Origin of the sequence: Tautonia rosea, assembly GCF_012958305.1 — a bacterium.
Taxonomy (GTDB): Bacteria; Planctomycetota; Planctomycetia; order Isosphaerales; family Isosphaeraceae; genus Tautonia; species Tautonia rosea.
On sequence record NZ_JABBYO010000005.1, the window covers coordinates 214,235 to 236,862 of the forward strand.

The following is a 22,628-nucleotide window of genomic DNA, read 5'->3' on the forward strand; positions in this document are numbered from 1 at the left end:
GCGGGAATCGAGGCAGACCCTCAGAAGTTCCGTTCCTGAGGGACGATTGGACGACACCATCCCGACGAGCGTCACGAACCGAACTTCAGGGAGAAAAACATCTGCCTGGAGCCGCCGCGCAAGCCGTTTCAGGTCGATCATACTCGGGACTCTGGCGGAGTCGAAACACGGAGGTGATGCATGACCCGCAGGATGATCGTGGCTTCGGCAATTCTGTTCGGCCTGACTCTTGGCTTCGTTGCGGCACCGCAACAGGCTAAGGCCCAGGATTGGACCTCGTTCTACCATTGGCCATACGTGCCACCCCAGGTTCCTGGAAATGGGGTCCAGACGAATCAGCTTTACGATGGCTGGTACCTGTACCCCAAGGAGATGCGGATTGTCCCGCAAATCCAGGGACCCTACTACCGCAACTTCTACGGTGGGAAGAAACTCTTCGGTCTGGATCGCCAGCCTCACTGGCTCCACGACTGGAGCAGCAAGAAGAAGTACTATCAAGGGCATCACTTCGCCCTTGATGTCTTCTAATTCGCTCGCCGGTCTGCCGGTAAGTCTGCGATGATTTGACGAGAACGGGGGCATCCGAGCAACTTCTGGGCTCGGATGTCCCCGTTGTCAATTGATGGAGAAGACAGATTCATCCCTACTGCTAGGAACGAAAAAGTTTCCCGGTGAATCAAGCTAATTGCATGAAAAATATCATTTAGGTTATTTGTTGGCCATTTTTAGAAGTGAAGCGAGAAAGAGGAGAATGGTGAGTCCGCCGGTTACCCAGAGCGCAAGTTTCGTGCCCTGAGTTAACGGCGTTGGGGGAGTTTCTCTGAGGTACTGGCTGAACGGTTTGTGGGGAGTCTGGGGTTCTGATGCGTGAGGTGACGCTTCGAGATCATCATCGAACAGTTCGTCGCGGATGGGCATGTGGAAACCTCCATCGCGAGAGGGAATGACTCAGAGACGTGCCTCGAACGCCCAGTCCCAGCTTCGAGGTTGATCCGTAAATTCCTGTCCAAGCGGAAGATTTGCGTCCCAGGGATAAAGGACTTGTTCCAGACGAATGGAGCGAAATCCGGCTTTCCGAAGACGATATGTGACCTCGAACGATTGCCAGAATTTTTGGCGCAGCCCTTGAAATGCGAATCGGCCGAAGGCGAAGTCGTAATGATGATGCTCTGCCTGTTGCGCGGCAAGGCGATCGGCTTGTGAGGGGGCGATTCCCTGATCCAGGGCCCGGTCGAGAAGAAGCATGGTCTGATACTGGATTGCGTCGATTGCCGGGACGACTCCAAAAAAGACTCCGCCGGGACGTAAGCATCGGTAAACGGCGCTGAGGGTCCGGTCGATCTCCTGCACGTCGGGCATCACAAGCGAATTGATGGCCACGGCCACATCGAGCGAGCCGGCCAGTTCGTCGATCTGATCCATGGGACGGACGAGGAAGTGGACCTGATCGGCCTGGTTTCCAAGTCGCTCCCGGGCGGCCTCGATCATGGCCGAAGCGAAGTCGACCGCGGTGACCTTCTGAAACCGCTTGATGAGCCGTGGAAGTAAAGGTCCTGTGCCACAGCCCAGATCGATGACGCTTTTGGATACGGCATTCGGGATCGCCTCGATGGCTTCGAGAATCGGATTCTCGACTCCCGGTTCGAAGGGGTCAAGAAACAACTCGTCGTATTGCGCCGCGTGTCGTCCCCAGTGGCGCGACTGGGCCCGTGATGTTGTCCTCACGCGAATAGATCCTTCATGGCGGTGCCTTTTCTGGGATCGAGTCGGGTCGCTACTGATGGTCGAGCTGTCGCGGAGCTTAGCAGAATTCTGTTCAACAGTGAGGCGTCGATGCATCCGGGTTCGCGGGGAGAACAAGAAGTTGTCGATCCGAAACATCAATGCCTGTGAGCCTAGGCAGGCCGAGCAGATCAAATCGGCCGCAGTCGGTATAGGCCCAGGTTGCGAGTGATCGTCGGTGGCGGAGACGCTTCGGTAATTTGCTCCAAACTTGAGACGCCAGACGATCAATCGGTGCGTCAGATTCGACCAGAACCCGGCGGCCCCGCCCGATCGCTTCCACAATCAGATCAACTCGATCATCTCGGGACCGATCGCTCGCCGCGGGGCGTGGCAACGTCAGGGTGCAAGGTTGAAGTTCCGAGGTCTCGGGTCCCCATTCGACCCTGAAGGCGGACGTCAGTCGAAAGGGGTCGAAGCGAACCCGCTGCGCACTTTCTGGACTCAGGAAGATGGCATGGAACGCCGCCGCATCGGGTCGACCGACATCATCGCTCCCGGGGGAGAAGGGGCGGAGTAAGAGCCAGTGGCCGTCGTCGAGCCAGCGTGTGACAAGGCCCTCGGGGGGAGCCGCGTCTCTGAGACGTTCACCGAGGCGTTGGCACGTGTCCTTCATGACCGAGAGCCATTGAGCCCGGCATCCGGGAGAGGAGCCCAGCACGTCGTAGCCCCGATGCCAGAAGGGAAAGCTTCCATAAACAGCGTGTTCGAAGGTAATGGTCGGTTGGGTGAAGGGCCACATGTACGTTTTGGCTCGTCTTTATTCGGTCGTGTCAGTGATCCTAGCAGCCGAGGTTTCTGCGGGACGAGGCAGACGGGGTAATTCAAAATCCGATTGGAAGATCAACTTCGCAAGCCCTTTGCTCCGAGAAGGTCGAACGGTTCCATTGAATACCCGCATCGCCAGGGGATCATCGCCGCTGCGGAGCGTGGCCACGACCGAATCGGACCAATCGTGATCGATGAGCTGGATGACGACATCGTCCCCATATTTCCAGCGTACTGGACGAGTAAACGTATAGTTCCAGATCGGCTCCGAACTGTTCGGAATGACGGGGGAAGGACCATATTTTTCTCCACCAACCCAGAGAGCCACTCCGAGATCCGGACCCCCACCCCCCATCGTTTTCGTAATGCTGGGGTCGACTGTCCCTCGTACAAGAGTCACCTGATAGTCCCTGGGCTTTGTCAGTTCTTCCCATCGCTTCAGGAAGGTGCGTGCGGCCTGGGTGTATCGACCCTGGGGATTCAGTTCCAGATAGTCTCGAAGGCGCCGGGAGACTTCAGGAAGATCATTGGGAAACGTCGACCAGTGATCGAATGCTTGACGATACAAATATTCATCTCGACGCTGCTCGATTCGATCGATGGATTGCTTGGCCTGTTCGATATAGGAGCCGCCCTCGGCGTGGGCACGCAGATAATCCTGGTATCGCCGGATTTGTTCGTCGAATGCCTGACGAGGTGAAGAGGTTTCAAAGGCGACCGCTCGATCGAAGTCTCGACGGTCGAGTCGTTCGACCCAATCGTCAATAAGCGAGCGGACCTCAGATGCCCTGGGGCTCTCAGGACGGGCTTCGAGAAATGTTCGAGCACGCTCGATGAGATCGAGGTAGTCGGGATCGGGAAGTCGGGCATCGACAAGCCAGGCGTCGACGATCTCGCGATCGCGACGAGCTTCCTGTTCATCCAACTCCTTGCGGATCAAGTCAGCGAGTTCAACAGCCTGATCCGCAAACGGGGTGTCGGGATCGTCTCGAAGGAATTGCTGGATCATCGCAAGCCGATCTTCGGCAGACTGGCTCGGGATCAGTGCTTCGGCCCGGATTTCCTGCCATCGTCGCTCGGCTTCGCGACGGCGGAGGGTTGTCTCCGCCTCCTCGATGGCAGGGAGTTGCTCGGGAGAGCGCTCTTTCAGTTCGGCAAGTTCTGCACGAAGGGCGTCTTGCTCTCCTGTCCCAACCTCGGCTCGTAAGCGCGCGACCTCGACCCGAGCTTGGTCCCGACGAGCGCGGGCATTCCGAGACTCCTCGGGCCAGAAGATCGGTTGGGTTGGATGCCAGGCGAGGAACTGTTCCCATCGCCGTGCGATCTCCGGAGCCGAATGCCCGCCACGCTCGTAAGCGAGGGCCAGATGATAGCCGGATGCGTCGTAGACGGCTGCACTCGCGATCAGCAAGGCAACAGCCGAGATCCCTTTGACGAAACCTCGAACCACGGCGCGTCGGCGAAGTGAACGAAGTCGTCTGCGATACTCGATCAACTTCGTTGAGTTCGGATAACGCCGAGCATAGGCTCTGAGACATCGGGAAATGCGCGAGGTATCGCGAGGAGCGAGATCCCAGATCCATTCCAGAAGTTCGCGATCGGTCGCCTCGACCTGTTCTACGAGCCAAAGCAAAGGCCCTTCGAGTCCCATTGGCTCAAGATGTTCTGGAGGAGTGCCGTCGTCCGGTGCATTGACTCCGTACGAACTCACGGCGAACACTGCCGATCGCGGCGCATGCAAGGCAAGTGCGTGTCGGGTCATCCCGAACCGTGATTCAACCACCTCTTCAGCTTGATCCGGCTCAGGTCCTCCAGCTGCCAGAATCCGATCGTACTTGGTCAGAAGCAGAGCGACCGGGCGACCAATCATTGTGTTGTCCGAAGCGCCGATGTAACGCTCCAGAAGATGCTCGACTTCTTGCTGTCGACGGCGACGATCGGTTGGGTCTGCAGAACCGGCAGCGTCGAGGCAGAGCAACACGGCGTCGCAATCCGCGAAGAATTCGAGGATTGATGCGTCCGAACCCAGGGCCACATGCTCGCCCTGATAATCCTTGACAATCAGATCGATGCGGGCTGGCCCGCGATAAAGACGTAATTCCAGGTCGGTTTCGGTCAGTGTTCCGGCAGGGGATTCGCCCGCTTCAATCCGAGCGATCTTATCTGCGAGGTACTCGGCTCCTCGAGCACCGACGGCCGCGAGTCGGATTCCGGGAATTTGCCCGGCAGAGGCTTCCCGGTAAAACATCGCAAGCAGTGTTGTTTTCCCGACAGCTCGATGTCCGAAGAGCGCGATGCGCCTCGGACCGGTGAGGCGGCGCTCCAGAGCGTCAAGATCGGGAGTTCGGCGAGTTGCCATACCATCGTGCTGGGGTTCGAGCTGACAGGAGTCGACCCTGTCCAACAGGAGAATAGAAGCCGGTCCTGAAACGGGTGTTCGAGGAAAGCCAAGTGGGACCGACTCCCCTTCGGAATCAAGAGGAGCGGACCGTCGCTCGGAGGCTGCGTCCAACGAATCGAAACGGAGCGGTGAGGTATCGGAGGGGCAAGCCCACAATGACCAGAACCGCAAGGACCGCAACGATTCCTGCTCCGATCAGGACCACCCATCGAAACACAGGGCCTCCGAGACCTGACAATCCGAGCCGATCCGCCAGCGAACGTTCCAGACCTCGGGCCGCACCCGAGCCGACGGCTCCGGCCAGATCAATCCCTGCCTCCGCGAACTTTGCGACGGCAAACTCGGTGATCCGGCCGGCCGAATCAACGAATTGGTCCGGGTTGGCGAGAAAGAGGGAGAGGACCCCTGCGGCCGCAAGTTTTCGCTTGTGTTGCAAGACGGTTCCAACATAGAAGGACCAGCCTGGGCGTCCCGATCGACGAAGCACATTGATGGCCTCGGGACCTTCGCGGGCGATCACTTCGGCCACATCATCTCCATAGACCCGGACGGCAGTCATTCCATCAACCCCGAGTCTCCGGATCATGACATCGGCCTGATCAGGATAACGGAGAGCAATCCGTTCAGCGGCTTCTCCCATGCGAAGAACCAAGCGTTTTTCCGCAGGTTCAAGGGCTCGGAAGGTGCGGAGGAGCTCGGGATCGGAGGTATCAAGCATTCGGGCAAAACGCAACTCGAGGGCTGTTTCCGTGGCCTCGTTAATTGGTCGTCCCGCATGAGCGATTGTGTCGGATCGACGAGCGAGGACCGAGAGACTGTCACCACCGACTTCGTCGAAAAGTCGGCCGGAGAGTCGCCCGGTTTGAGCCAGTTCAGGGTCTGTGGACTTCACGACCCTGCGAACCACGTCGTCCATCCAGCCAAGTTTGCTCGCCATGACCGCTTGCGGACAGGAAAGCAAGCCCAGGAGGATCAGGCTCGCGGCTGCCGGTCGGAATGGGAATCGCCATCGCATGGGATTGTGTCCTTCGTCTTGCCGAAGCACCACGCGGGACCGGCGACCCGCTCGAACAATCCTGGTGGTGCAACGACTCTGCTCCGCCTTGGTCGTTGAGAAGATTAATCGTTCGAACCAATCCGTTGGCAGTCTGTCTGAATCAAAATCCGGCAGTTGATCGTTCGGGAAGCGGTCGGGTGGAAGAGAGGTGTTCTTCCATTTTGTGGATCGCGACAACCCCCACCCCTGCCTGAGTGGCCTCAAGCGCCAGATACTTCAAGCCTCGGCCGGGTGGGATCCGGCGGATCAGAAGCTCACCTTGCTTGAGAAATCGCATGGGAGTCCAGGTTGAAAGACGAAGACCGGCTCGCGCGCAAAACGGGCGAGCCATTTCGGTCGCTTCTCGAAGATCGAGGCGAGTGAGGGCGACGGGAGTTTTCTTGAGGGTCTCAAATAGACCCCCGGCCGATCGAACCACCCACCAACGCGCCGCCCGAGCCGTTGCGTCGGTTGATTCCAAAGCTGAGCGTCGAACCGCGACCCGACTGGCGAGTTCAGCAGTTTCCTCTCGGGCGATCCGACCCGCTCCTCGAATCGCTCCTTTGGCTGCGGACTTGACTTCGGAGCGAGCGATTTCCGAGGCAACCACTCCCTGCGGTTGCAAGGTGGTGAGAAACAGCACATCCGCAATGATGAACCCAGCATCAAACACCGCCCAGGCATATTCACCCCGAGTCGGAGAATAACCCTTGCGCAAGACGTCGCCAAGGTGCAGGAGATCGTAGAGCGGAAGGAACTCGTAATACGAGGTTTCGGTTGATCCGAGCGACTCGGCACGGCTGAGTCCATCCCGCCGAATCATCTCGATGGTCTGCTGACCACTCTCTCCCGAGAATATGGTCATCGCATAGGCCACGTTTTCCAGCGTGGATCGCTCTTGTTTGGCCTTCAAGTCCGCAAGGAACTCTGGGGAAGCGTCCGACGAGGCAACAGGGGGGATCACGCCCGGACCATCGCGTCGGAGAATCTCGCGAAATCCTTCGTGATCGTCGTATTTCGTAAGCATTGCCAGCGCTGCTGCGCCGTGTTCGGCAATGGCGGCAACGGCCCGCGCCTGGTCATTGGTGTTACTCGAATAGTCATAAACCACCGAGGCAGCATCGGGTCCAACTCGTCGTAGCGCACGTTCCGCATCGACTCCGTGTTCAGCAATCAAGCGAAGGCCCTGAGGACTTCCACCGACTTCGGGAATCAGGTTCAAGGCCGCCACATGCCGCAATTCGGCGGCGAACATCTCAGGCGACCTGCTTCGGAGTCGCTCAACAACGTACGCTTCGTTCACCCGAAGGACAATCAGGGTATAGTCCAGAGGAATTGCGTCTCTGAGGACCAGGAGGATCGCTCCAAACCGATGTACGGTGGCAAAACCATCAAGCCCTTGCAACCGAAAGGCATCGAGAGCGAGGTCGCCGTAAATGTCGATTGTTCGAACCGCGGCCTTCAGGTCCGGAGAGCCTTCAGAGAGATCCAGACACATCAGGACTGCCATCAATTGTCCCAAACGCTCAGGATCGTGTTCCCAACGCTCGATCAGTTGAGTGACACCGCTCGGATCACTCAGAATCAAGGGAAGTGCTGAAGGGAAAGAGGCAGCAGCGCGTCGTTGCCCCGCATTGAGACGAGCAATGGAGGTGATCAGGACTCGCCGATCCGTCGAGTCAGAACGCTTCAAACCGAAGTACTCTCGCCAGTTGAGCAAGAGATCCGCAGCGGCCTCATCGTCAACCAGAGTGGTGAGGCGTCGAAAATCGTCAGAGGCATGTTCGTATAGATAGACCGCCTCAAGGTCGAGCCGGTCAAGCAGTTGTAAGCCTCGAAGACCGTCAGTTCGCTCAATCGTAATGGCGTTCTGCCCATATCGCTCGAGAACGCGTTCCACCAGTTCCGGATGATCCGGATAGGCATGGCGGATCCGTTCCTCGCTTCGTAATCGTTCCGCATCGGCCGTGACTGCGACAACATGAGGAGTCGAAACGAGTTCGGACTCTTGAACGGGAAGTTCAGGATGTTTGGTCCCGAACTTTATTAGAACTCCGAGCGATCCGAGCAACGCGGCGATGGCAATGATCCGCTTCATAGTCGAATGGCCTCGATCTCCGGAGTGCCGCCTCGGCGTTCGGCGGCCCGTCGATCCAACTGGTACTCTGCTAAGAGGATGCGAATCAAGTGCCGATCTCCTGAGTTCTGGTTCGTTCGCATCTTGCCGAACGCAAGAATCGCCAGTGTTCCCTTGAGAAGTGTAGCCGTCAATCGGAGCTTCTTGGGAAAGGTGACTGGGAACGGCTCGAAGGCTCAGTTGCGATCGATCCGATTCGCAGGACCGTTATTCTTTCGACGAGCGAGGGGCTGTTGCCTTACACTTCGTAGGCATAGGGCGAATGAAGAGTTCGCGACCCTGGACGATCTTGAAGATGAATTCGTTGGACCGGCCTGTTCATTGCTTGAACTTCGAGGTGATTTCGTGCTGATCGATCCTGAAGAACCGCTTGCTGGGGTCAGAACAAAAATTGTAGCAACACTTGGGCCTGCCTCGAGTTGTCCGGAAATGATTGCTCGGCTCCTCGGCGCGGGAGTCGATGTGTTCCGTCTGAACTTTTCGCATGGGTTGCACGAGGAGCATGCCGAAACACTGGCGACGATTCGCCAAATGGCCTCGGAACGCGATCGTGTCGTCGGTGTTCTGATGGATTTGTGTGGTCCCAAGATCCGTCTTGGTGAGCTTCCCGACGGGACGATGAGTTGCCAGACAGGCGAGATTTACACCCTTGCGCGAACTCCCACGGGGGAAGAGAACGAGTTTTCAAGCACCTATGATGAGTTACCAGAGGATCTTACGGTTGGCGATTCGGTTTTGTTCGCTGACGGGACCGTGGGCATGGAGGTGACAGAAAAGCGGCCTGGGCTGGTCAGGCTCCGCGTCTGGCTTCCAGGAGTGATTCGATCGCGGCAGGGAATCAATGTTCCAGGATCAGGCCTGAGTTTACCTTCCCTCACGGAGAAAGATCTGGTTGATCTCGACTGGGCCACCAAGCATGAGGTGGACTTCATTGCACTGTCGTTCGTGCGATCTGGTGCCGATCTGGCTCGGTTGCGCTATGAACTCAATCAGCGGAAGATTCGAGCCAAGGTCGTTGCGAAGATCGAGAAACCGCAGGCTGTGAACGACCTCTCCGCAATCCTCGCGCTCAGCGACGTAGTTATGGTGGCCCGGGGGGACCTGGGGGTTGAGGTTGATGTTGCCAGGGTCCCAGCAATCCAAAAACGGATTGTGAAGGAGGCTCACTCGGCCGGAGTTCCCGTGATCATCGCCACCCAGATGCTCACAAGTATGGAACGGTCTGGCCGACCGACCCGAGCCGAAGCCAGCGACGTCTTCAACGCGGCGATCGACGGTTCTGATGCCGTGATGCTGTCCGGAGAGACCGCAATCGGAGACTTCCCCGTGGAGGCAGTGCGTACCATGAGTCGGATTCTGACCGAAGCGGAACGATTCGAGACGGCAGCTCATCCCTTCGAGGGGATTGAGGTGGGGAGGGATGTGGGTTGGGTGTCTCCGATCACTGAATCAGTCGTTGAGGCAGGAAGTCTTGCTTCCCGAAAATTAGGTGCTGCGTTAATGGTCGTGGCGACCCGGTCGGGCCGATCGGCGCTCGCAGTATCGATGCAGCGTAATCGAACTCCGACCATTGCACTGGGGCAGACCGACGAGGTCGCCCGGCAACTCAGCCTGCTCTGGGGAGTGCTCCCAAGGACGATTCCGGCCTCGATTTCTGACCTCGACGAGGCCGTTGACCACGCAGTTTCCTGGGCTAGTGACCAGGGTTTGGTGACTTCAGGAGATCGAGTTGTCGTACTCCGAGGATTTTTTCCGGATCAACCGAGTCACAATACGATGGTTGTCCGCGAGATCGAGAATCCATCATGATTTCTCAGAACCGACCGGCTTAGCTCGCGACTCCTGCCCGGAACTCGTCAGAAACCCGAGGAATGAACGCGTTTCGGTCGGCAACGACAATCTGACCGAGCCCCTCCTCTCGGGAGCGTCGAAGCGATTCCTGGGCAACATCGAGGAGAACATCGGCTTCTTGGGCGTCATCCGGAGAACAGGCGGCTCCGATGGCGATCTGGCAACATTCGTTCCAGCCGGTCACCTCCAGAATTGACCGGGCAACGGCTTCGGCAATGAGGGCAGTGTTGTCTGAGGAGGCATTGGGAAGAACCGCAATCAGTGTCCGTTCATTGTGCTGAACAACCAGATCGCTTTCGCGGAGTGTTCGTACCACCGAGTTGATGACGAGAGTTGACTCAGATTCCGGTTGTGTCGTCGAAGCGTTCCCTGGATTCTCGATCAGTTTGGGCAAACCGATCGCCAGCACTCCGAGCGGTTCTCGACGGCGTCGAGCCAGAAGTATCAGTTGCCGTAAGTAAGGGATTAGCAGTGAATTTGGTTTCAATGCAGGCTCTCCAGCACCGGGAAGCGAGATGCGGAGGAGCCGCTCTCGACCGAGCAGACGGTCACCGATTGCAGCGATGGCACAGAGCGTTTCGAGGTCGGTGCGAGTCGAGGGAGGTATGCGTCGTCCCTGAATCGGGGAGATGAGGAGGGTTCCGAGGAGCTCGTTTCGGTAGCGGATCGGCACCTGAAATGGGGGGCCGGGTGGTGTTCCGAATAACGATCGGCTCTGCAAGACCCGATTCGGGCCTCCGACCGGTCGTATTTCGACTCGTGGGGCTCCAGTCAGTTCCTGGGCTGATTGGAGCAAGAGCTTGTGAACCTCATCACGTTGGGTCGATGCCCCAACAGAATCCAAGAATGTGGCAAGGACGTGACTGGAACGTGGAGCCCAACCCAGAATCTCGGCCCAACGACGATGGAATGGCTTGGGTCTGGGCTCGTTCGATTCGACGATCTGGGTCATGATCGTCGAAGTGTTGATCGACGCTTGCATGGGGCTGTGCTCCGAGTCGTCGGATCATCGGCGCGATCGTGATCAATCAGGTGGTTCTCCAGAAGGACCCTAGGTTACCGATCGTCTTCGAGCAACTTGGTCTTGTCAGGAGCCGACGATCTCGGCACCATACGCCCGCTTCGGGACGGAACCTCCGCTTCTGAACCGAAGCCTTCCCATCCGAGCGTTCCAATCAATCGGATCATCGGCCCCCCTACTCTGCGAGACATCCCATCGTGTCTGGGCCGCGATCGTCGGTCGAGGTCGAGCAGAGGATTGTCATGAAACGACCCAGGCCCCTTTTGTCTGCGCTCTTCGCAGCGTTGATCCTTCCGGCGGGCCTGTCTGGCTGCGCAACAGTCAGGAATCAAGGGGTACTCCCCAATCCTCTCATCATCCAGACGACCAGTTTCGATGTCGCCTGGGACGCAACGGTCCACGCACTCGATGAGGATTTCGAGATCGATCAGGAGAACCGGCTGGCCCGGCGGATCTCGACCTATCCCGAGACGGCTGCGACCATTGTCGAGCCCTGGCGCGGCGATTCCATCGGGTTTAGGCAACGACTCGAGGCGACCTTGCAAACATATCGACGCTTTGCGATAGCGACCGTCGAGCCAGTTGCCGAGGGATATGCCATCAACGTCGAGGTCTGGAAAGAGCTCGAATTTCTCGATCGGCCGGAACGACAGAATGGCGGGATGGCTGCCTTTCCGCAGGATTTTCAGATCAACAGATCACGAGAAGTCGTGGGACCGATCGCCCCTCCTCTCGGATGGATTCCTGAGGGTCGAGATTTTGCTCTCGAACAACGCATTCTAGATCGAATCGAGCGGAAGTTGCTCAATCCGGGTTCGTTCCCCTGATTAATGAGCGTTCGTCAGACCCTCGCGACCAAGGTGACAGGCGATCGCATAGTAGACCTCGACCGCCTGTTCAAGTTGATCGACTGCGATCCACTCGTCCTTGGTGTGTGCCTGAGCGATGTCTCCAGGGCCAAGCACCAGCGACGGGATTCCCGACGCTGAGAGCGGCCCTGCATCGGTTCCATAGGGCACTGCAGAGATGGATGGACGTTGGCCAAGAACTGTGCCGATGGCTTCTCGAACCGGTTCCACCCATGACGATGCCCGGTCGGGACCAAGTGAAGGCATTCGGACCCAGGGTTCGCTAAAGGCGAAGGGGATTGAATCACCGAGCGCCTGATGGAGTGCATCGCGGAGAGCCTGGCGAACCCCGTCAACATCCTCTCCAGGAATCACGCGACGATCAAGGTCGATCGAACAGGTATCCGGGACGACATTGACACTTTGGCCCCCTTCAATCCGACCGACAGAAAGAGTCGGAGGTCCGAGGAGGGGATCTGGCGTCGACTCCTGGAGACACTCTGAATAATTCTGGATCGCGGTCAGCACGTGTGCCATCCGATAAATGGCATTGATGCCATCGCGAGGCCGAGAACTATGGCAGGCGACACCTTCGGTGAGGACTTTCCAGCGGACGGCTCCTTTATGGGCCGTGACGACCTCGAGCATCGTCGGCTCGGCCACAATGGCCAGGTCGACTTCGAGTCCCTGGGAGGCTAGCGCCGAGGAACCGGTGTGGGTGTACTCTTCATCGACGGTGCAGGCCAGAATCACTCGGGCGGCCCCTTTTGGCCGGTTGTTCACCAGCCGAGCGAAGGCTGACAACATGGCCGCCATACCACCCTTCACGTCACATGATCCTCGTCCGTAAACCCGACCTCCCTCCACCGATGGACGGAAGGGGTCGATCACCATTCCTTCGGTTGGGACCGTGTCTTGATGAGCGTCCCAGAGCAGGGTGTGCCGAGCATCGGACGGCTCGAACTTTGCGATCAGGTTGTCTCGTCCCGGGGAAATCGTGCGCCGTTCAAAAGGCACGTCGAGGGAACGAAAAAACGATTCCAGATAATCCGACACACGTCCTTCAAAAAAAGGTGATTCGTGTGGAACGGATCGGCCCATCGGGTTGACACTCGGTCGCGACACCAAGTCAGAGAGGATCTTCACAACGTTCGAGGCAGCCACGATGAATCGCTCCGCAGCGAACCGAGCCCCGGCTCCTCTTCAACCTGATTTCAGGGGACGGCATGAAGAGGAGCCATCTGGCCAGGAAGAGACGAGAGTGAACCCCGATTACTTCACACGTTCGACGTATTTGCCGTCGCGTGTATCGATTCGAACTTTTTCACCAGGACCGATAAATGGAGGCACGCTGATCTTGAGGCCTGTTTCTGTCGTCGCTTCCTTGTACTGGTTCGTCGCAGTGGCCCCTTTGATCGAGGGAGGAGTGTCGGTGATCGTGTGCTCGACCGTGTCGGGCAACTCGATCGAGACCGGCTTCTCATCAACGTAGCGAACGCTGACCTTGGTGTTCGGTAGCAAGTACTGCATCGAATCGCCGATCATGTCAGGCGAAAAAGTAAGTTGATCAAAGGTCGAGGTGTCCATGAAAACATGCTCGTCACCTGACGAGTAGAGGTACTCGTACTCCTTCGACTCCACGAAGGGGACCTCGATCTGGTCGACCGATCGAAATCGCTTGTCGATGATCGAGCCAGTCTGCATGTTCTTGAGTTTCGCCTGGACCATCGCACGGAGGTTTCCGGGCGTATGATGGTAGAAATCATGGACAACATAATTGGTGCCGTCCATGATAATCACCATGCCACGGCGGATGTCAGTCGCTTTGATGTTCATGGCAGACGAGGAAAAACGCGGGCTCTAGGGAAGGAGGATCGTGCCCAGGTGGACGGGCATCGGATGATGGAAGATCTTATTCGATCAAGGTCTACGGTGCCTAGTCCAGTTCGGCGGTCCGGAGATCAGGAGCTTCGAGAGGCGGGCAGAACACCGCAATGTACCAGGGTTGGCACGATTGGTCCTGGATCGAAGCCAGCCTCGGTCAGCCACTCTCGGTACTCGGCGGCGCTATAGGCCCGACCCTCGGTGAGCGAGAAAAGCGAGGCCGAATAAAGCGCGACTGGCAAGGGCCCATCCATGTCGTCGTTGAGGAATACATCGTGAATTAGAAGTTTTCGACCGGCCGAGAGTGCTTCAGACAGTCGGGAGAGGAGGGTCTTGCACTCAGGAATATCCCAATCGTGCAAGATATTGGACAGCAGGACGGTGTCCGCACCGTGCGGCACAGGGTCAGTAAACATATCGCCAGAACGACATTCAAGACGGTCGGCCACACCATGTGCTTCGGCCAGTTCATGAGCGACTTTCAGCACCTCGGGGCGATCCCAGACGATCGCTGTGAGCTCTGGGTGACGTTGCAAGTAGGCAATGCTGTAGAGTCCGGATCCTCCACCGACATCGAGCAAGGTACGGCATCCGGAGAGGGGGAAGGCCTCAGCGAGCACAGGTGCCACGTTTCTGGCCCGACCGGCCAGGGAGAGGGTCAATGAACGCGCCGTTGTCTCTCGCTCCATGGCAGAGTCAATCCCATCTCGATAAACGAACGCGACTCCTTCCTCGGTCACAGGGCCAGAGGTCGCGGGATGATTTGAGCGTAGCCGTTCGGCCATCTCAATCACTCCAGGGCTCTGCGCCGCCAGAGTGAGGTAACAGCCGACGTCAAAACGAGCGCCGGGAACAAGATGCTCTCGGGAAAGCTCGGTGAGTTCAAGGAACCCTTGGTCATTTCGGCTCAGTAGACCCATGGCTCGAAGGGCGGTGAACAGGACTGTCGCGGGTCGTTCCTGAAGGTGCAAGTCAGCTCGTAAGGCTGGCTCGGTTTGGGGAGCGTCGGCGAGGCGTCCAAATACATTGAAGTGGGACACTGCGGCTGTAAGTAACTCAGTGGCAAAGTTCCCTCGAAACAGCTCAAAAATCGGCGTCGGATCCGTACGGGGCCGGACGAGTTCTCGGTTGGTCATCGAAAGGTACTCCGCTCCCGGTCATCGGCCGGGTTGAGCAGAACGCTGCTCATATTCAGGGGAAATCGGTCTGGCAGCTCATGACTCTTGGCGTGTTCTGGATCGCGTCGAGGCTTTTCTTCTGACGTTGACCGTTACATCATCGCCAATCGTTTGATGGGGACGAACTCGCTCTTGAGTCTGATGCTGACGTTATCAGCAAAGAAACGAAATCTTCCAGCCAAGACTGTCATCGTGACCGTGCAGCCCTCCCGTGGCAACCAGTTGCCTGAGTTCGTTCTGGTGCCTTTGGCGATACTCCCACTCTGCAACGCAGGCCCCATCGGTGGAAAGAGAAGCAATGACTGCCTGCTCGTGCGATTCGAAACAGGAAGATCGGCCCGATCGGTTTGGCCGAGGGCGTCCTCAGCCACAATGCGGATTCGGGTGGAGTGGAACTCTCAAGCCGAGCAGATCGAAGCCGAAATCGTCGGGGGCTGTGCCTCGAGGTGCAACTCAACGAGTCCTTCTGGGAAGGACCACCCTTGGACGGGTCGGGATGCTCCCCGTACAATCGCTCGAGTGTGAATTCGCCTCTGTCCCCGACCCTGGAAGAGTGACCGATGGCCACCGACCCCCTCCTCAAGGACCGACTTCCCGCCCTGATCAATGCCATTGTCGGGACCTACGAGCAGTGTGGTGGGATCAACCACCTCGGTCATCCGAGTCTCCCGAGCTACCGAGAGATTACCGAAATTCTGATCGACCTTCGCGAAATTCTTTATCCCGGTTTTGGACGCCGTCAAAACCTTTCAATGAAAAATGTGACCTACCACGTGGGGGACTTGATTGATGGGTTGTACGACCGCCTGAGCGATCAAATCTTCCGCGCCTTGAGACGCCATGATTGCGAGGGAAGGGAGGATGACACGGTTTGCATCGCTCGGGCACAGCAACTTACGCTGAAATTCTTTGAATCAATTCCTGAGTTGCGTGACGTACTTGCCGAGGATGTCGCAGCAGCCTATGACGGTGACCCCGCGGCGAAAGCATACGACGAAATCATCTTTTGCTATCCGGGGGTTGCAGCGATCACCATTTATCGGATCGCGCACTTATTTCATCGTCTTGGCGTCCCACTTATTCCTCGCATGATGACTGAATACGCCCACTCCAAGACCGGCATCGACATCCATCCCGGAGCCTCAATCGGCCGTCGATTTTTCATCGACCACGGGACCGGAGTTGTCATTGGTGAGACAACCGAGATCGGCGCTAATGTCAAACTTTATCAGGGGGTTACGCTCGGAGCATTAAGTTTTCCCAGGAATGAGAACGGAGAGATCGTTCGAGATCAGAAACGACATCCCACCCTTGAAGACGACGTGGTGATTTACGCCAGTGCGACAATTCTCGGGGGTGAAACAAGAATCGGTCATCATGCCGTCATCGGATCCTCGGTTTGGCTGACACAAAGTGTCGAACCCTATACCACCGTGACGATTGAGAGCCCTCGGCTTCGCTATCGTGTTCCTCGGAACGATCCCTCGTCTGTCAATGTTGGTTCGCCCGAGCAGTAATTGATACGTGTGATCTGAGCGATTTGGGAAGATCTCCCTCGACTCAATCGGCGAAAACGATCCACCCTCCGGCTCGGATGCTCTGGAGGACGTTTGGAAAACGAATGGGCTGAGCAGTCACGGAATTCAGCGCCACGATTTTGTTGATTCGAAATCCTGTCCGAATGAGATCATTCCTCAGTTCGGACCATCGGTAGAGATGGATTGAAACTCCTGGGATCCCTCGGTAGGTCATCCGACGGTCTCCGGTTCCCGTTCCCAGGATACGGCGTCCCATCTCACGCAGAAGCCAGCCTCGCCCCTGACGATCTCCAAAGTTGAGCCAAAGGTTGTGGGCGTGCAAGACCAGAACCCCTCCTGGACGTAGAACTCTGCGGGCCGAAGCCAGAGCAGTTCGTCTTGCCTGAACTCCATGGATCATTCCGAGAGTGCTATACATGCAGAGTGCCGCATCAAAGGAGGTCTCAGCCAGTCCTTCAAGCCGGCACAGGTTGGCACGAACCCGGTGAATCGAGAGCCCTTCAGCCGCGGCCGATCGTCCAAGGACTTCAAGCATCGACATTGAGAGATCGACCGCAGTGACGTTGAAGTTTCGACGGGCGAAGGCCAGGGAAAGACGCCCTGCCCCACATCCAAGGTCGATCAGACGGCACGGGTCGCGGAAGAACTCGTTGAGGATCGGCTCGTCGACTCGAGTCAATGGATCTTCGGCGAAGTAGTCTGCTTCCTCCCGAGCTAATCGCTCAGAGCTCACGTACTCCCAGAGAGCAGAGTTCACACCGGGAGGAAACCGCCAGGTGGGTGGCCGACTCATCGGTTTCCTCTGTTCACCAGGACGCGCCCGCTTCGCGGACTGAGTTCAAGCCCTCGCAATCGTCCGTGCTCAATGCGCCAGTCACCGGATGCGAGAACATCGTGCAGTTCGACACCATCGAAACACTGATTGGAAAGATCGAGTTCTCGAGAGACACCTACGGCGCCGGTATTCAGGAGGACAATCACCGATTCAGCCTCGAACCTACGTAAATAACCATAGACCGAGCCCTCAGCCAGGATTGTCTCAAACGATCCCCGACGTAATGAGGGATACGAATGCCGAAGGCGAATGTAGGTCTGATAATCATTTCTCAAGTCGTGATCCCAGAGCGAAGCTTCCCAGGGGAAGGCCCCTCGCGATCCAGGCTCGTGCCCGCCAGTCATCCCAATTTCGTCACCGTAATAGACGCAAGGGGCACCAGGATAAGTCATGAGGAACAGCGTTGCGAGCCGAACTGCGGAACGATCTCCCCCAGCCAGAGTCAAGATTCTCGCCGTGTCATGACTCCCAAGCAGGTTAAACAAAGACATTTGAACGTTTTTGTGGTATTTTGATTGAATCTCTGCGATTGCGTCTGCAAATTCCGTTGCATCTGTGGGACGAAGATTATGAAGAGGTTCAGGAGCGAGTTCCGCGCGATCAAGGGATTCGCCAATGAAAAAAGACAAACACGCCTTGGTGAAAAGATAGTTCATTACGCCGTCAAACATGTCTCCCTGAAGCCATCGAGAACCGTCTCCCCAAATTTCGCCCACAATGTAAGCATCGGGATTACCGTCTTTGACCCGATGTCGAAAGGCTTTCCAAAAGTTATCGTCATCGATCTCTTCCGGGACGTCGAGACGCCATCCGTCAATGCCAAAGTCAATCCAATAGCGGGCAACTTGAAGCAAGTAATCACGGACGGCAGGTGTTTCGGTTCGAAATTTTGGCAGATCGGATAATCCCCACCACGCCTTGTAGTTGTTTGGTTTTTCAGGATCATAGGCAAAGAGCGGGAAATTTTCGATGTGAAACCAGTCAATATATGCAGAATCCCGGCCGTTCTCGAGAATGTCATTGAATTGAAAAAATCCCCTGCTGGCATGGTTGAAGACGCCGTCGAGTACTATCCTGATGCCACGATCGTGCGCCCGGTCAAGTAGTTCTCGGAAGGCTGTATTTCCACCTAACATGGGGTCAACAGTAAAGTAATCGTACGTATGGTAACGATGATTCGAGGCTGACTGGAAGATTGGTGTGAAATAGATAGCGTTGATCCCCAGATCAACTAATGTGTCGAGGTTCTCGGCGACTCCGAGAAGATCTCCACCGTGATAGCCATGGGTCGTTGGGGGACTCTCCCAGGGTTTCAGGCCGCTCGGTTTTGGAACCCGATCCGATTTTGCAAAGCGATCGGGGAAGATCTGATAGAAGATGGCATCTCGAACCCAGTCGGGTGTGATTGGCTCAAGTTCTGTCATGGAATTCTTCCTGTTCAACAACGTTCGTCTGAGACCATAGCCGAGACGATTACTCCATGATCAGTTCAATCCTCGTGCATTCGATCGAGCAACAGTCCGACACCAAGGCGATTGGTCATCACGAGAGTTTCGATCAGGATTGCGTTCGTCAATCATGTTCGTCGACGAGTGCCACTGAGCCTGCAATTGACGACGAAGTACAGTCATGTTAGGGTCCGTTTTCCTATCTTCGCGCTGCGTCGGCTTTTGGACCTTCACGGAAGGGGGTTCTTGCATGAATGTTCTCCTTGCGCTCCCACTCCTCCTCGTCGGTGTCGTGAATCCACCGGCTTCCGGGGAGATCCCTGCGGGATTGGTCTCCTTCGATGTTCGCCTGGTCGACTGTGACGCGGTCGGCTGGCGCGAGGAGTACCAGACGAAGCTTCAATTCGGGGGCCATCGCGCAGGATGTTCGGCCTGGGTGACCAAACTCGAAACGCTCTCGGAGATGAGTCGTCAATTCGCCGTTTCGCCACAAGCGAAGGTCGTCATCGCTCCCGAGGTCGTCGCCTTCCTCGGGACTCCTGCCATCATTGGCACAAGCGTGACTCGTCATTTCGTCGTTCATGCGGAACTCACTGAGAGTACTCCCGCGATTCTCGGAGAAGCTGCGGGACCTCGTCCAATTGTTGTTCCGGTCGATGATGGAGCTCACATTCGCCTGGTCGGTCTGCCCCGACCGGTGGGGATGGTATTGCAGGTCGAGGTCATGGATACGCGAATTGCCGCGGTCCATGAAGTTGAAACGTCCGCGTCGATCGGTGAAGGGGATCGGGCGAATGTTCGAGTCCAAATTCCCGAAGTGACGCATCGTGAGATGGGTGGTGAGTGGCTCCTCCCCTCGGCGCATGGGCTCGTGTTGAGCCTTGGAGTGAAGTCCGAACACACGAATGAGGGTCAGCCGCAGATTCGAGAGCGATTGCTCTTGATCTCGATGGAAGCCGCTGATCCCTCACCCGAGGTTCATCTGGCTGATCCTGGGGTTCGTCCGGTAAAGCAAGAACGTATCTCGGTTGCTCCCCCCGCACCGACTCCCGCGTTTACTCAGACCTTTCAGGAACCCCATACCCCGCCCATTGACGCGATCCAGGTGCCCGTCCAACCCGGTCAGATTCCGTCGGCGCTTGCAGCGACTCCCTGGGGATTGCTGCCGATTGTTCCCGTTGAATTTGTCAATCCGAATGCTGTCGAAGTGCTCCGTGCAGGAAATCCTGAGCCGATGCCACTCCCGACGCTACCCAGTCGGACCTTGCCACCTGCGATCGGGACAGATGGTCGATTGGTTGATCCTAGGACCGACAAGGATCGGGAGGCCGAACGGACCGAATTCACTCCGTATGTCGATGGACAGCCGGTTCCTTCTCCTCAAGTCACTCTTCCTCCACCGACTCTCCCAGTTGATGAGAGAGATACGGTTAGGACGGATCTGAAAACGGCAAAGGAAAACCAGCAGACCTCCCAGACACCTTCAATCACTGAGCCCAAACGAGATGTCTCGGCGGTAACGGTTCGGTTCTCACTGAACCTGGCTCGGGGCTTGACGGTCGATGTGGACCTTGAGAAGACTCCCGAGTCCGCTCATCAGACGGCGAATTCTGGAGAACCTCCAGTTCGTCGTTGACTTCAATCGAGGCCGTCATGACGACTTACAGCATCGCGGAATAACCGCCGTCGACGGGAATCGCAATTCCGGTGACGTAATCACTGGCCGGGCTCGCCAACCACACGGCGGTCCCGGCCATGTCGTCAGGGCTTGCCCAGCGTCCTGTCGGAATGCGAGCCAGGACCCGCTCGTGCAATCCCGTGATTTCAACCCGAGCCTTCTTGGTCAATTCCGTGTCAAACCAACCGGGCAGGATTGCATTGCACTGGATGTTCTCCGAGGCCCAGGCCAGTGCCTGGCTCTTGGTGAGTTGGACAATGCCTCCCTTACTGGTCGCATAGGCGGGGGCGAAGCCTGAGCCGAAGATCGAAGTCATGCTTCCGATATTGACGATCTTCCCCCCTCCCGCGGCTTTCATTGCCGGATAGACCGCCTTGGAGAGAAGAAACGCGCTCGTCAGATTGACGTCAATGACCTCTCTCCACTCGTCGAGCGTAAGTTCGTGGGGAGGCTTCCGAATGTTGATCCCGGCATTATTGAACAGAATGTCGATGCGGCCGTACTTCGTGAGCACCTCGCTCGCAATCCTTTCACATTCAGCTTCCTGAGCAACATCGGCAGTGACCGGGAGAATCTGGCCACCCGTTTCCTTGGAGAGCGAATCAGCGGCCGCAGCGGTCTTCTCCATGTTGCGGCCGACCAGGGCGAGTTGAGCACCGGCTTGAGCGAGTCCTCGGGCCATTCCGAGCCCGATGCCGCCATTGCCTCCGGTGACAATCGCCACTTTGCCGGTCAGGTCGAACGGATTGACCGCCATTCATCTTCTCCCGCTTGCGTCGCCCGCGTTGATCTCGAACAATGAAACATTCTGCTTGGCAGGACGTGAGGCCTCACCGCGGCCCCTACCGCGACTCAGCTTAGACAAGCAGGCCCCTGCTCGCAATCCCCCGTCCTTCCTTCGGCCCTCTCCTTCTTGCACAATACCGGAGCCACCCATGCCAGACCCGCGATGGGAAACGCTCGCTGATACCTTGATACGCTACTCAACCCGATTGCAACCGGGCGAATCCCTGCTGGTCGAATGTGTGGATCTCGATGACGACGTCTTGCCCCGCTTGATTGTCCAGAAGGCTGGGCGTCTTGGTGCAATTGCGTTGGTTGACCTGAAACGCTCAAGAATCGTTCGAGAAATGCTCCGGGGTGCCACCGAGCCGCAACTTCAGTGCTGGGCAGCAACCGAGTCTTTTCGCATGGATCGCATGCAAGCTTACATTGGCTTGCGAGGATCCGATAATGTGAGCGAACTCGTCGACGTTCCTCCCGATCGAATGAACCTCTACAACCAGCACTTTATGACGCCCGTGCACTTTGAGCGTCGCATCAAGAACACCCGATGGTGTGTCCTCCGGATGCCAGGCCCCGCAATGGCTCAGCTTGCTGGCATGAGTACCGAAGCATTCGAAGATTTCTATTTTGAAGCCTGTAATGTTGATTATCCCTTGCTGGCAAAAGCACTCAAACCGCTCGTCCAACTAATGGAAGACGCGAGGGAGGTGCGGATCACCGGGCCAGATACCGACCTTCGGTTCTCGATCGAGGGAATTCCTGTCGTACCCTGTGCAGGAGAGATGAATATTCCTGATGGAGAGGTCTTCACCGCTCCGGTGAAGGATTCTGTCGAAGGTTTCATTCGATTCAACGCACCAACCATTTATCAAGGCTCGGCCTTTGACGGGATTCGCCTCGAATTTCGGCAGGGAAGGATTTGCAAGGCGACCTGTGAAGCGGGAGACGAAGAGCGCTTGAACCGCATTCTTCAAGCCGATGACGGGGCGTCGTTTATCGGTGAGTGGTCACTGGGCTGTAATCCGAAGATCCAACGCCCGATGCGGGACATCCTCTTTGATGAAAAGATTGCCGGGAGTTTCCACCTGACGCCAGGGAACGCGTACGACGAGGCTGATAACGGTAACCGCTCGAAAATCCATTGGGATCTCGTGCAGATCCAGACCCCTGAGTTTGGAGGTGGCACCGTGTCGTTCGATGGGAAGCCGATCCGGGTCGACGGACGCTTCGTGGACGATAGCCTTCATGCCCTGGATCCAGACTGACCAATGATTCAGAGATTCCCGCTGATCGCCATCCCCCGAAGTGACCGATGCGCTTCGATGTTCGTCGATTCGAGTCGGACCCGATTCATACGGAATTGGCGAAGGTTCCGCGGACGCTTGACGTTCTGACGCCCTGGCGAATAGTCTGTTGCTCGTGGATTGTCGACTCGGA

19 protein-coding genes are annotated in these 22,628 nt (G+C 57.0%); 6 read left to right on the forward strand and 13 right to left on the reverse strand.

Features of this window, described 5'->3' with window-relative positions:
- The first annotated feature begins 180 nt into the window (after positions 1–180).
- Positions 181–528 (forward strand): hypothetical protein, encoded by a 348-nt coding sequence (locus HG800_RS10595; RefSeq protein ID WP_169976597.1) that lies wholly within the window; start codon positions 181–183, stop codon positions 526–528.
- Positions 529–708: 180 nt separating this feature from the next.
- Here the strand turns inward: HG800_RS10595 and HG800_RS10600 are convergent, their stop codons facing one another.
- The 6 genes from HG800_RS10600 to HG800_RS10625 all read right to left on the reverse strand — a co-directional run bounded on the left by HG800_RS10600 (position 709) and on the right by HG800_RS10625 (position 8,085).
- Positions 709–918, reverse strand: a complete 210-nt coding sequence (locus tag HG800_RS10600) for a hypothetical protein (RefSeq protein WP_169976598.1) — start codon at positions 916–918, stop codon at positions 709–711.
- Positions 919–948: 30 nt separating this feature from the next.
- Entirely contained in the window at positions 949–1,725 is a 777-nt protein-coding gene (locus HG800_RS10605; protein ID WP_315852012.1) for a class I SAM-dependent methyltransferase, read from the reverse strand.
- Between the two features lie 91 nt (positions 1,726–1,816).
- On the reverse strand, positions 1,817–2,524 hold the full coding sequence (locus tag HG800_RS10610; RefSeq protein WP_169976600.1) for a hypothetical protein: 708 nt from the start codon (positions 2,522–2,524) through the stop codon (positions 1,817–1,819).
- A gap of 18 nt (positions 2,525–2,542) precedes the next feature.
- Positions 2,543–4,909, reverse strand: a complete 2,367-nt coding sequence (locus HG800_RS10615; RefSeq protein ID WP_169976601.1) for a TRAFAC clade GTPase domain-containing protein — start codon at positions 4,907–4,909, stop codon at positions 2,543–2,545.
- Between the two features lie 115 nt (positions 4,910–5,024).
- Positions 5,025–5,966: a hypothetical protein gene (locus HG800_RS10620; RefSeq protein WP_169976602.1), complete on the reverse strand. Its 942-nt coding sequence runs from the start codon at positions 5,964–5,966 to the stop codon at positions 5,025–5,027.
- Positions 5,967–6,108: 142 nt separating this feature from the next.
- Positions 6,109–8,085, reverse strand: a complete 1,977-nt coding sequence (locus tag HG800_RS10625; RefSeq protein WP_169976603.1) for a hypothetical protein — start codon at positions 8,083–8,085, stop codon at positions 6,109–6,111.
- Positions 8,086–8,469: 384 nt separating this feature from the next.
- Here HG800_RS10625 and pyk point away from each other — a divergent pair, with 384 nt between their 5' ends.
- Entirely contained in the window at positions 8,470–9,933 is a 1,464-nt protein-coding gene (gene pyk, locus HG800_RS10630) for a pyruvate kinase (RefSeq protein WP_315852013.1), read from the forward strand.
- Between the two features lie 19 nt (positions 9,934–9,952).
- On the opposite strand, the gene HG800_RS10635 is transcribed toward pyk, so the two are convergent.
- Positions 9,953–10,696, reverse strand: a complete 744-nt coding sequence (locus HG800_RS10635; RefSeq protein WP_169976605.1) for a diguanylate cyclase — start codon at positions 10,694–10,696, stop codon at positions 9,953–9,955.
- 542 nt (positions 10,697–11,238) lie between these two features.
- Here HG800_RS10635 and HG800_RS10640 point away from each other — a divergent pair.
- Positions 11,239–11,823, forward strand: a complete 585-nt coding sequence (locus HG800_RS10640; protein WP_169976606.1) for a hypothetical protein — start codon at positions 11,239–11,241, stop codon at positions 11,821–11,823.
- Here HG800_RS10640 and HG800_RS10645 read toward each other — a convergent pair whose 3' ends face one another.
- The 3 genes from HG800_RS10645 to HG800_RS10655 all read right to left on the reverse strand — a co-directional run bounded on the left by HG800_RS10645 (position 11,824) and on the right by HG800_RS10655 (position 14,864).
- On the reverse strand, positions 11,824–13,008 hold the full coding sequence (locus HG800_RS10645) for a M20 family metallopeptidase (RefSeq protein WP_315852014.1): 1,185 nt from the start codon (positions 13,006–13,008) through the stop codon (positions 11,824–11,826).
- 108 nt (positions 13,009–13,116) lie between these two features.
- Positions 13,117–13,680, reverse strand: coding sequence for an elongation factor P (gene efp / locus HG800_RS10650; RefSeq protein ID WP_169976608.1), 564 nt, complete (start codon positions 13,678–13,680; stop codon positions 13,117–13,119).
- Positions 13,681–13,805: 125 nt separating this feature from the next.
- Complete coding sequence (locus HG800_RS10655; protein ID WP_169976609.1) at positions 13,806–14,864, reverse strand: methyltransferase; 1,059 nt, start codon at positions 14,862–14,864, stop codon at positions 13,806–13,808.
- 602 nt (positions 14,865–15,466) lie between these two features.
- Between HG800_RS10655 and epsC the strand changes: the two genes are divergently transcribed.
- The gene (gene epsC, locus HG800_RS10660; protein WP_169976610.1) at positions 15,467–16,423 is read left to right on the forward strand and encodes a serine O-acetyltransferase EpsC; all 957 of its coding nucleotides are present in this window, start codon (positions 15,467–15,469) and stop codon (positions 16,421–16,423) included.
- Between the two features lie 43 nt (positions 16,424–16,466).
- Here epsC and HG800_RS10665 read toward each other — a convergent pair whose 3' ends face one another.
- Positions 16,467–17,237, reverse strand: a complete 771-nt coding sequence (locus HG800_RS10665; protein WP_169976611.1) for a class I SAM-dependent methyltransferase — start codon at positions 17,235–17,237, stop codon at positions 16,467–16,469.
- A complete protein-coding gene (locus HG800_RS10670) occupies positions 17,234–18,703 on the reverse strand; it encodes a glycoside hydrolase family 13 protein (protein ID WP_169976612.1) in 1,470 nt (489 codons plus the stop codon). The genes HG800_RS10665 and HG800_RS10670 overlap by 4 nt, the downstream gene beginning before the upstream one ends.
- 274 nt (positions 18,704–18,977) lie before the next feature.
- Between HG800_RS10670 and HG800_RS10675 the strand changes: the two genes are divergently transcribed.
- Positions 18,978–20,363 (forward strand): hypothetical protein, encoded by a 1,386-nt coding sequence (locus HG800_RS10675; RefSeq protein WP_169976613.1) that lies wholly within the window; start codon positions 18,978–18,980, stop codon positions 20,361–20,363.
- Between the two features lie 25 nt (positions 20,364–20,388).
- Here HG800_RS10675 and HG800_RS10680 read toward each other — a convergent pair whose 3' ends face one another.
- Positions 20,389–21,162 (reverse strand): SDR family NAD(P)-dependent oxidoreductase, encoded by a 774-nt coding sequence (locus HG800_RS10680; protein WP_169976614.1) that lies wholly within the window; start codon positions 21,160–21,162, stop codon positions 20,389–20,391.
- A gap of 178 nt (positions 21,163–21,340) precedes the next feature.
- Between HG800_RS10680 and HG800_RS10685 the strand changes: the two genes are divergently transcribed.
- On the forward strand, positions 21,341–22,456 hold the full coding sequence (locus HG800_RS10685) for an aminopeptidase (RefSeq protein ID WP_169976615.1): 1,116 nt from the start codon (positions 21,341–21,343) through the stop codon (positions 22,454–22,456).
- Positions 22,457–22,628 lie beyond the last annotated feature (172 nt).

Bases quoted from the DNA above. Each gene is read 5' to 3' on its own strand.
- HG800_RS10595 (WP_169976597.1), top strand. From the start codon at position 181: ATGACCCGCAGGATGATCGTGGCTTCGGCAATTCTGTTCGGCCTGACT.
- HG800_RS10600 (WP_169976598.1), bottom strand. From the start codon at position 918: ATGCCCATCCGCGACGAACTGTTCGATGATGATCTCGAAGCGTCACCT.
- HG800_RS10610 (WP_169976600.1), bottom strand. From the start codon at position 2,524: ATGTGGCCCTTCACCCAACCGACCATTACCTTCGAACACGCTGTTTAT.
- HG800_RS10615 (WP_169976601.1), bottom strand. From the start codon at position 4,909: ATGGCAACTCGCCGAACTCCCGATCTTGACGCTCTGGAGCGCCGCCTC.
- HG800_RS10620 (WP_169976602.1), bottom strand. From the start codon at position 5,966: ATGCGATGGCGATTCCCATTCCGACCGGCAGCCGCGAGCCTGATCCTC.
- HG800_RS10625 (WP_169976603.1), bottom strand. From the start codon at position 8,085: ATGAAGCGGATCATTGCCATCGCCGCGTTGCTCGGATCGCTCGGAGTT.
- HG800_RS10640 (WP_169976606.1), top strand. From the start codon at position 11,239: ATGAAACGACCCAGGCCCCTTTTGTCTGCGCTCTTCGCAGCGTTGATC.
- efp (WP_169976608.1), bottom strand. From the start codon at position 13,680: ATGAACATCAAAGCGACTGACATCCGCCGTGGCATGGTGATTATCATG.
- HG800_RS10655 (WP_169976609.1), bottom strand. From the start codon at position 14,864: ATGACCAACCGAGAACTCGTCCGGCCCCGTACGGATCCGACGCCGATT.
- epsC (WP_169976610.1), top strand. From the start codon at position 15,467: ATGGCCACCGACCCCCTCCTCAAGGACCGACTTCCCGCCCTGATCAAT.
- HG800_RS10665 (WP_169976611.1), bottom strand. From the start codon at position 17,237: ATGAGTCGGCCACCCACCTGGCGGTTTCCTCCCGGTGTGAACTCTGCT.
- HG800_RS10670 (WP_169976612.1), bottom strand. From the start codon at position 18,703: ATGACAGAACTTGAGCCAATCACACCCGACTGGGTTCGAGATGCCATC.
- HG800_RS10675 (WP_169976613.1), top strand. From the start codon at position 18,978: ATGAATGTTCTCCTTGCGCTCCCACTCCTCCTCGTCGGTGTCGTGAAT.
- HG800_RS10680 (WP_169976614.1), bottom strand. From the start codon at position 21,162: ATGGCGGTCAATCCGTTCGACCTGACCGGCAAAGTGGCGATTGTCACC.
- HG800_RS10685 (WP_169976615.1), top strand. From the start codon at position 21,341: ATGCCAGACCCGCGATGGGAAACGCTCGCTGATACCTTGATACGCTAC.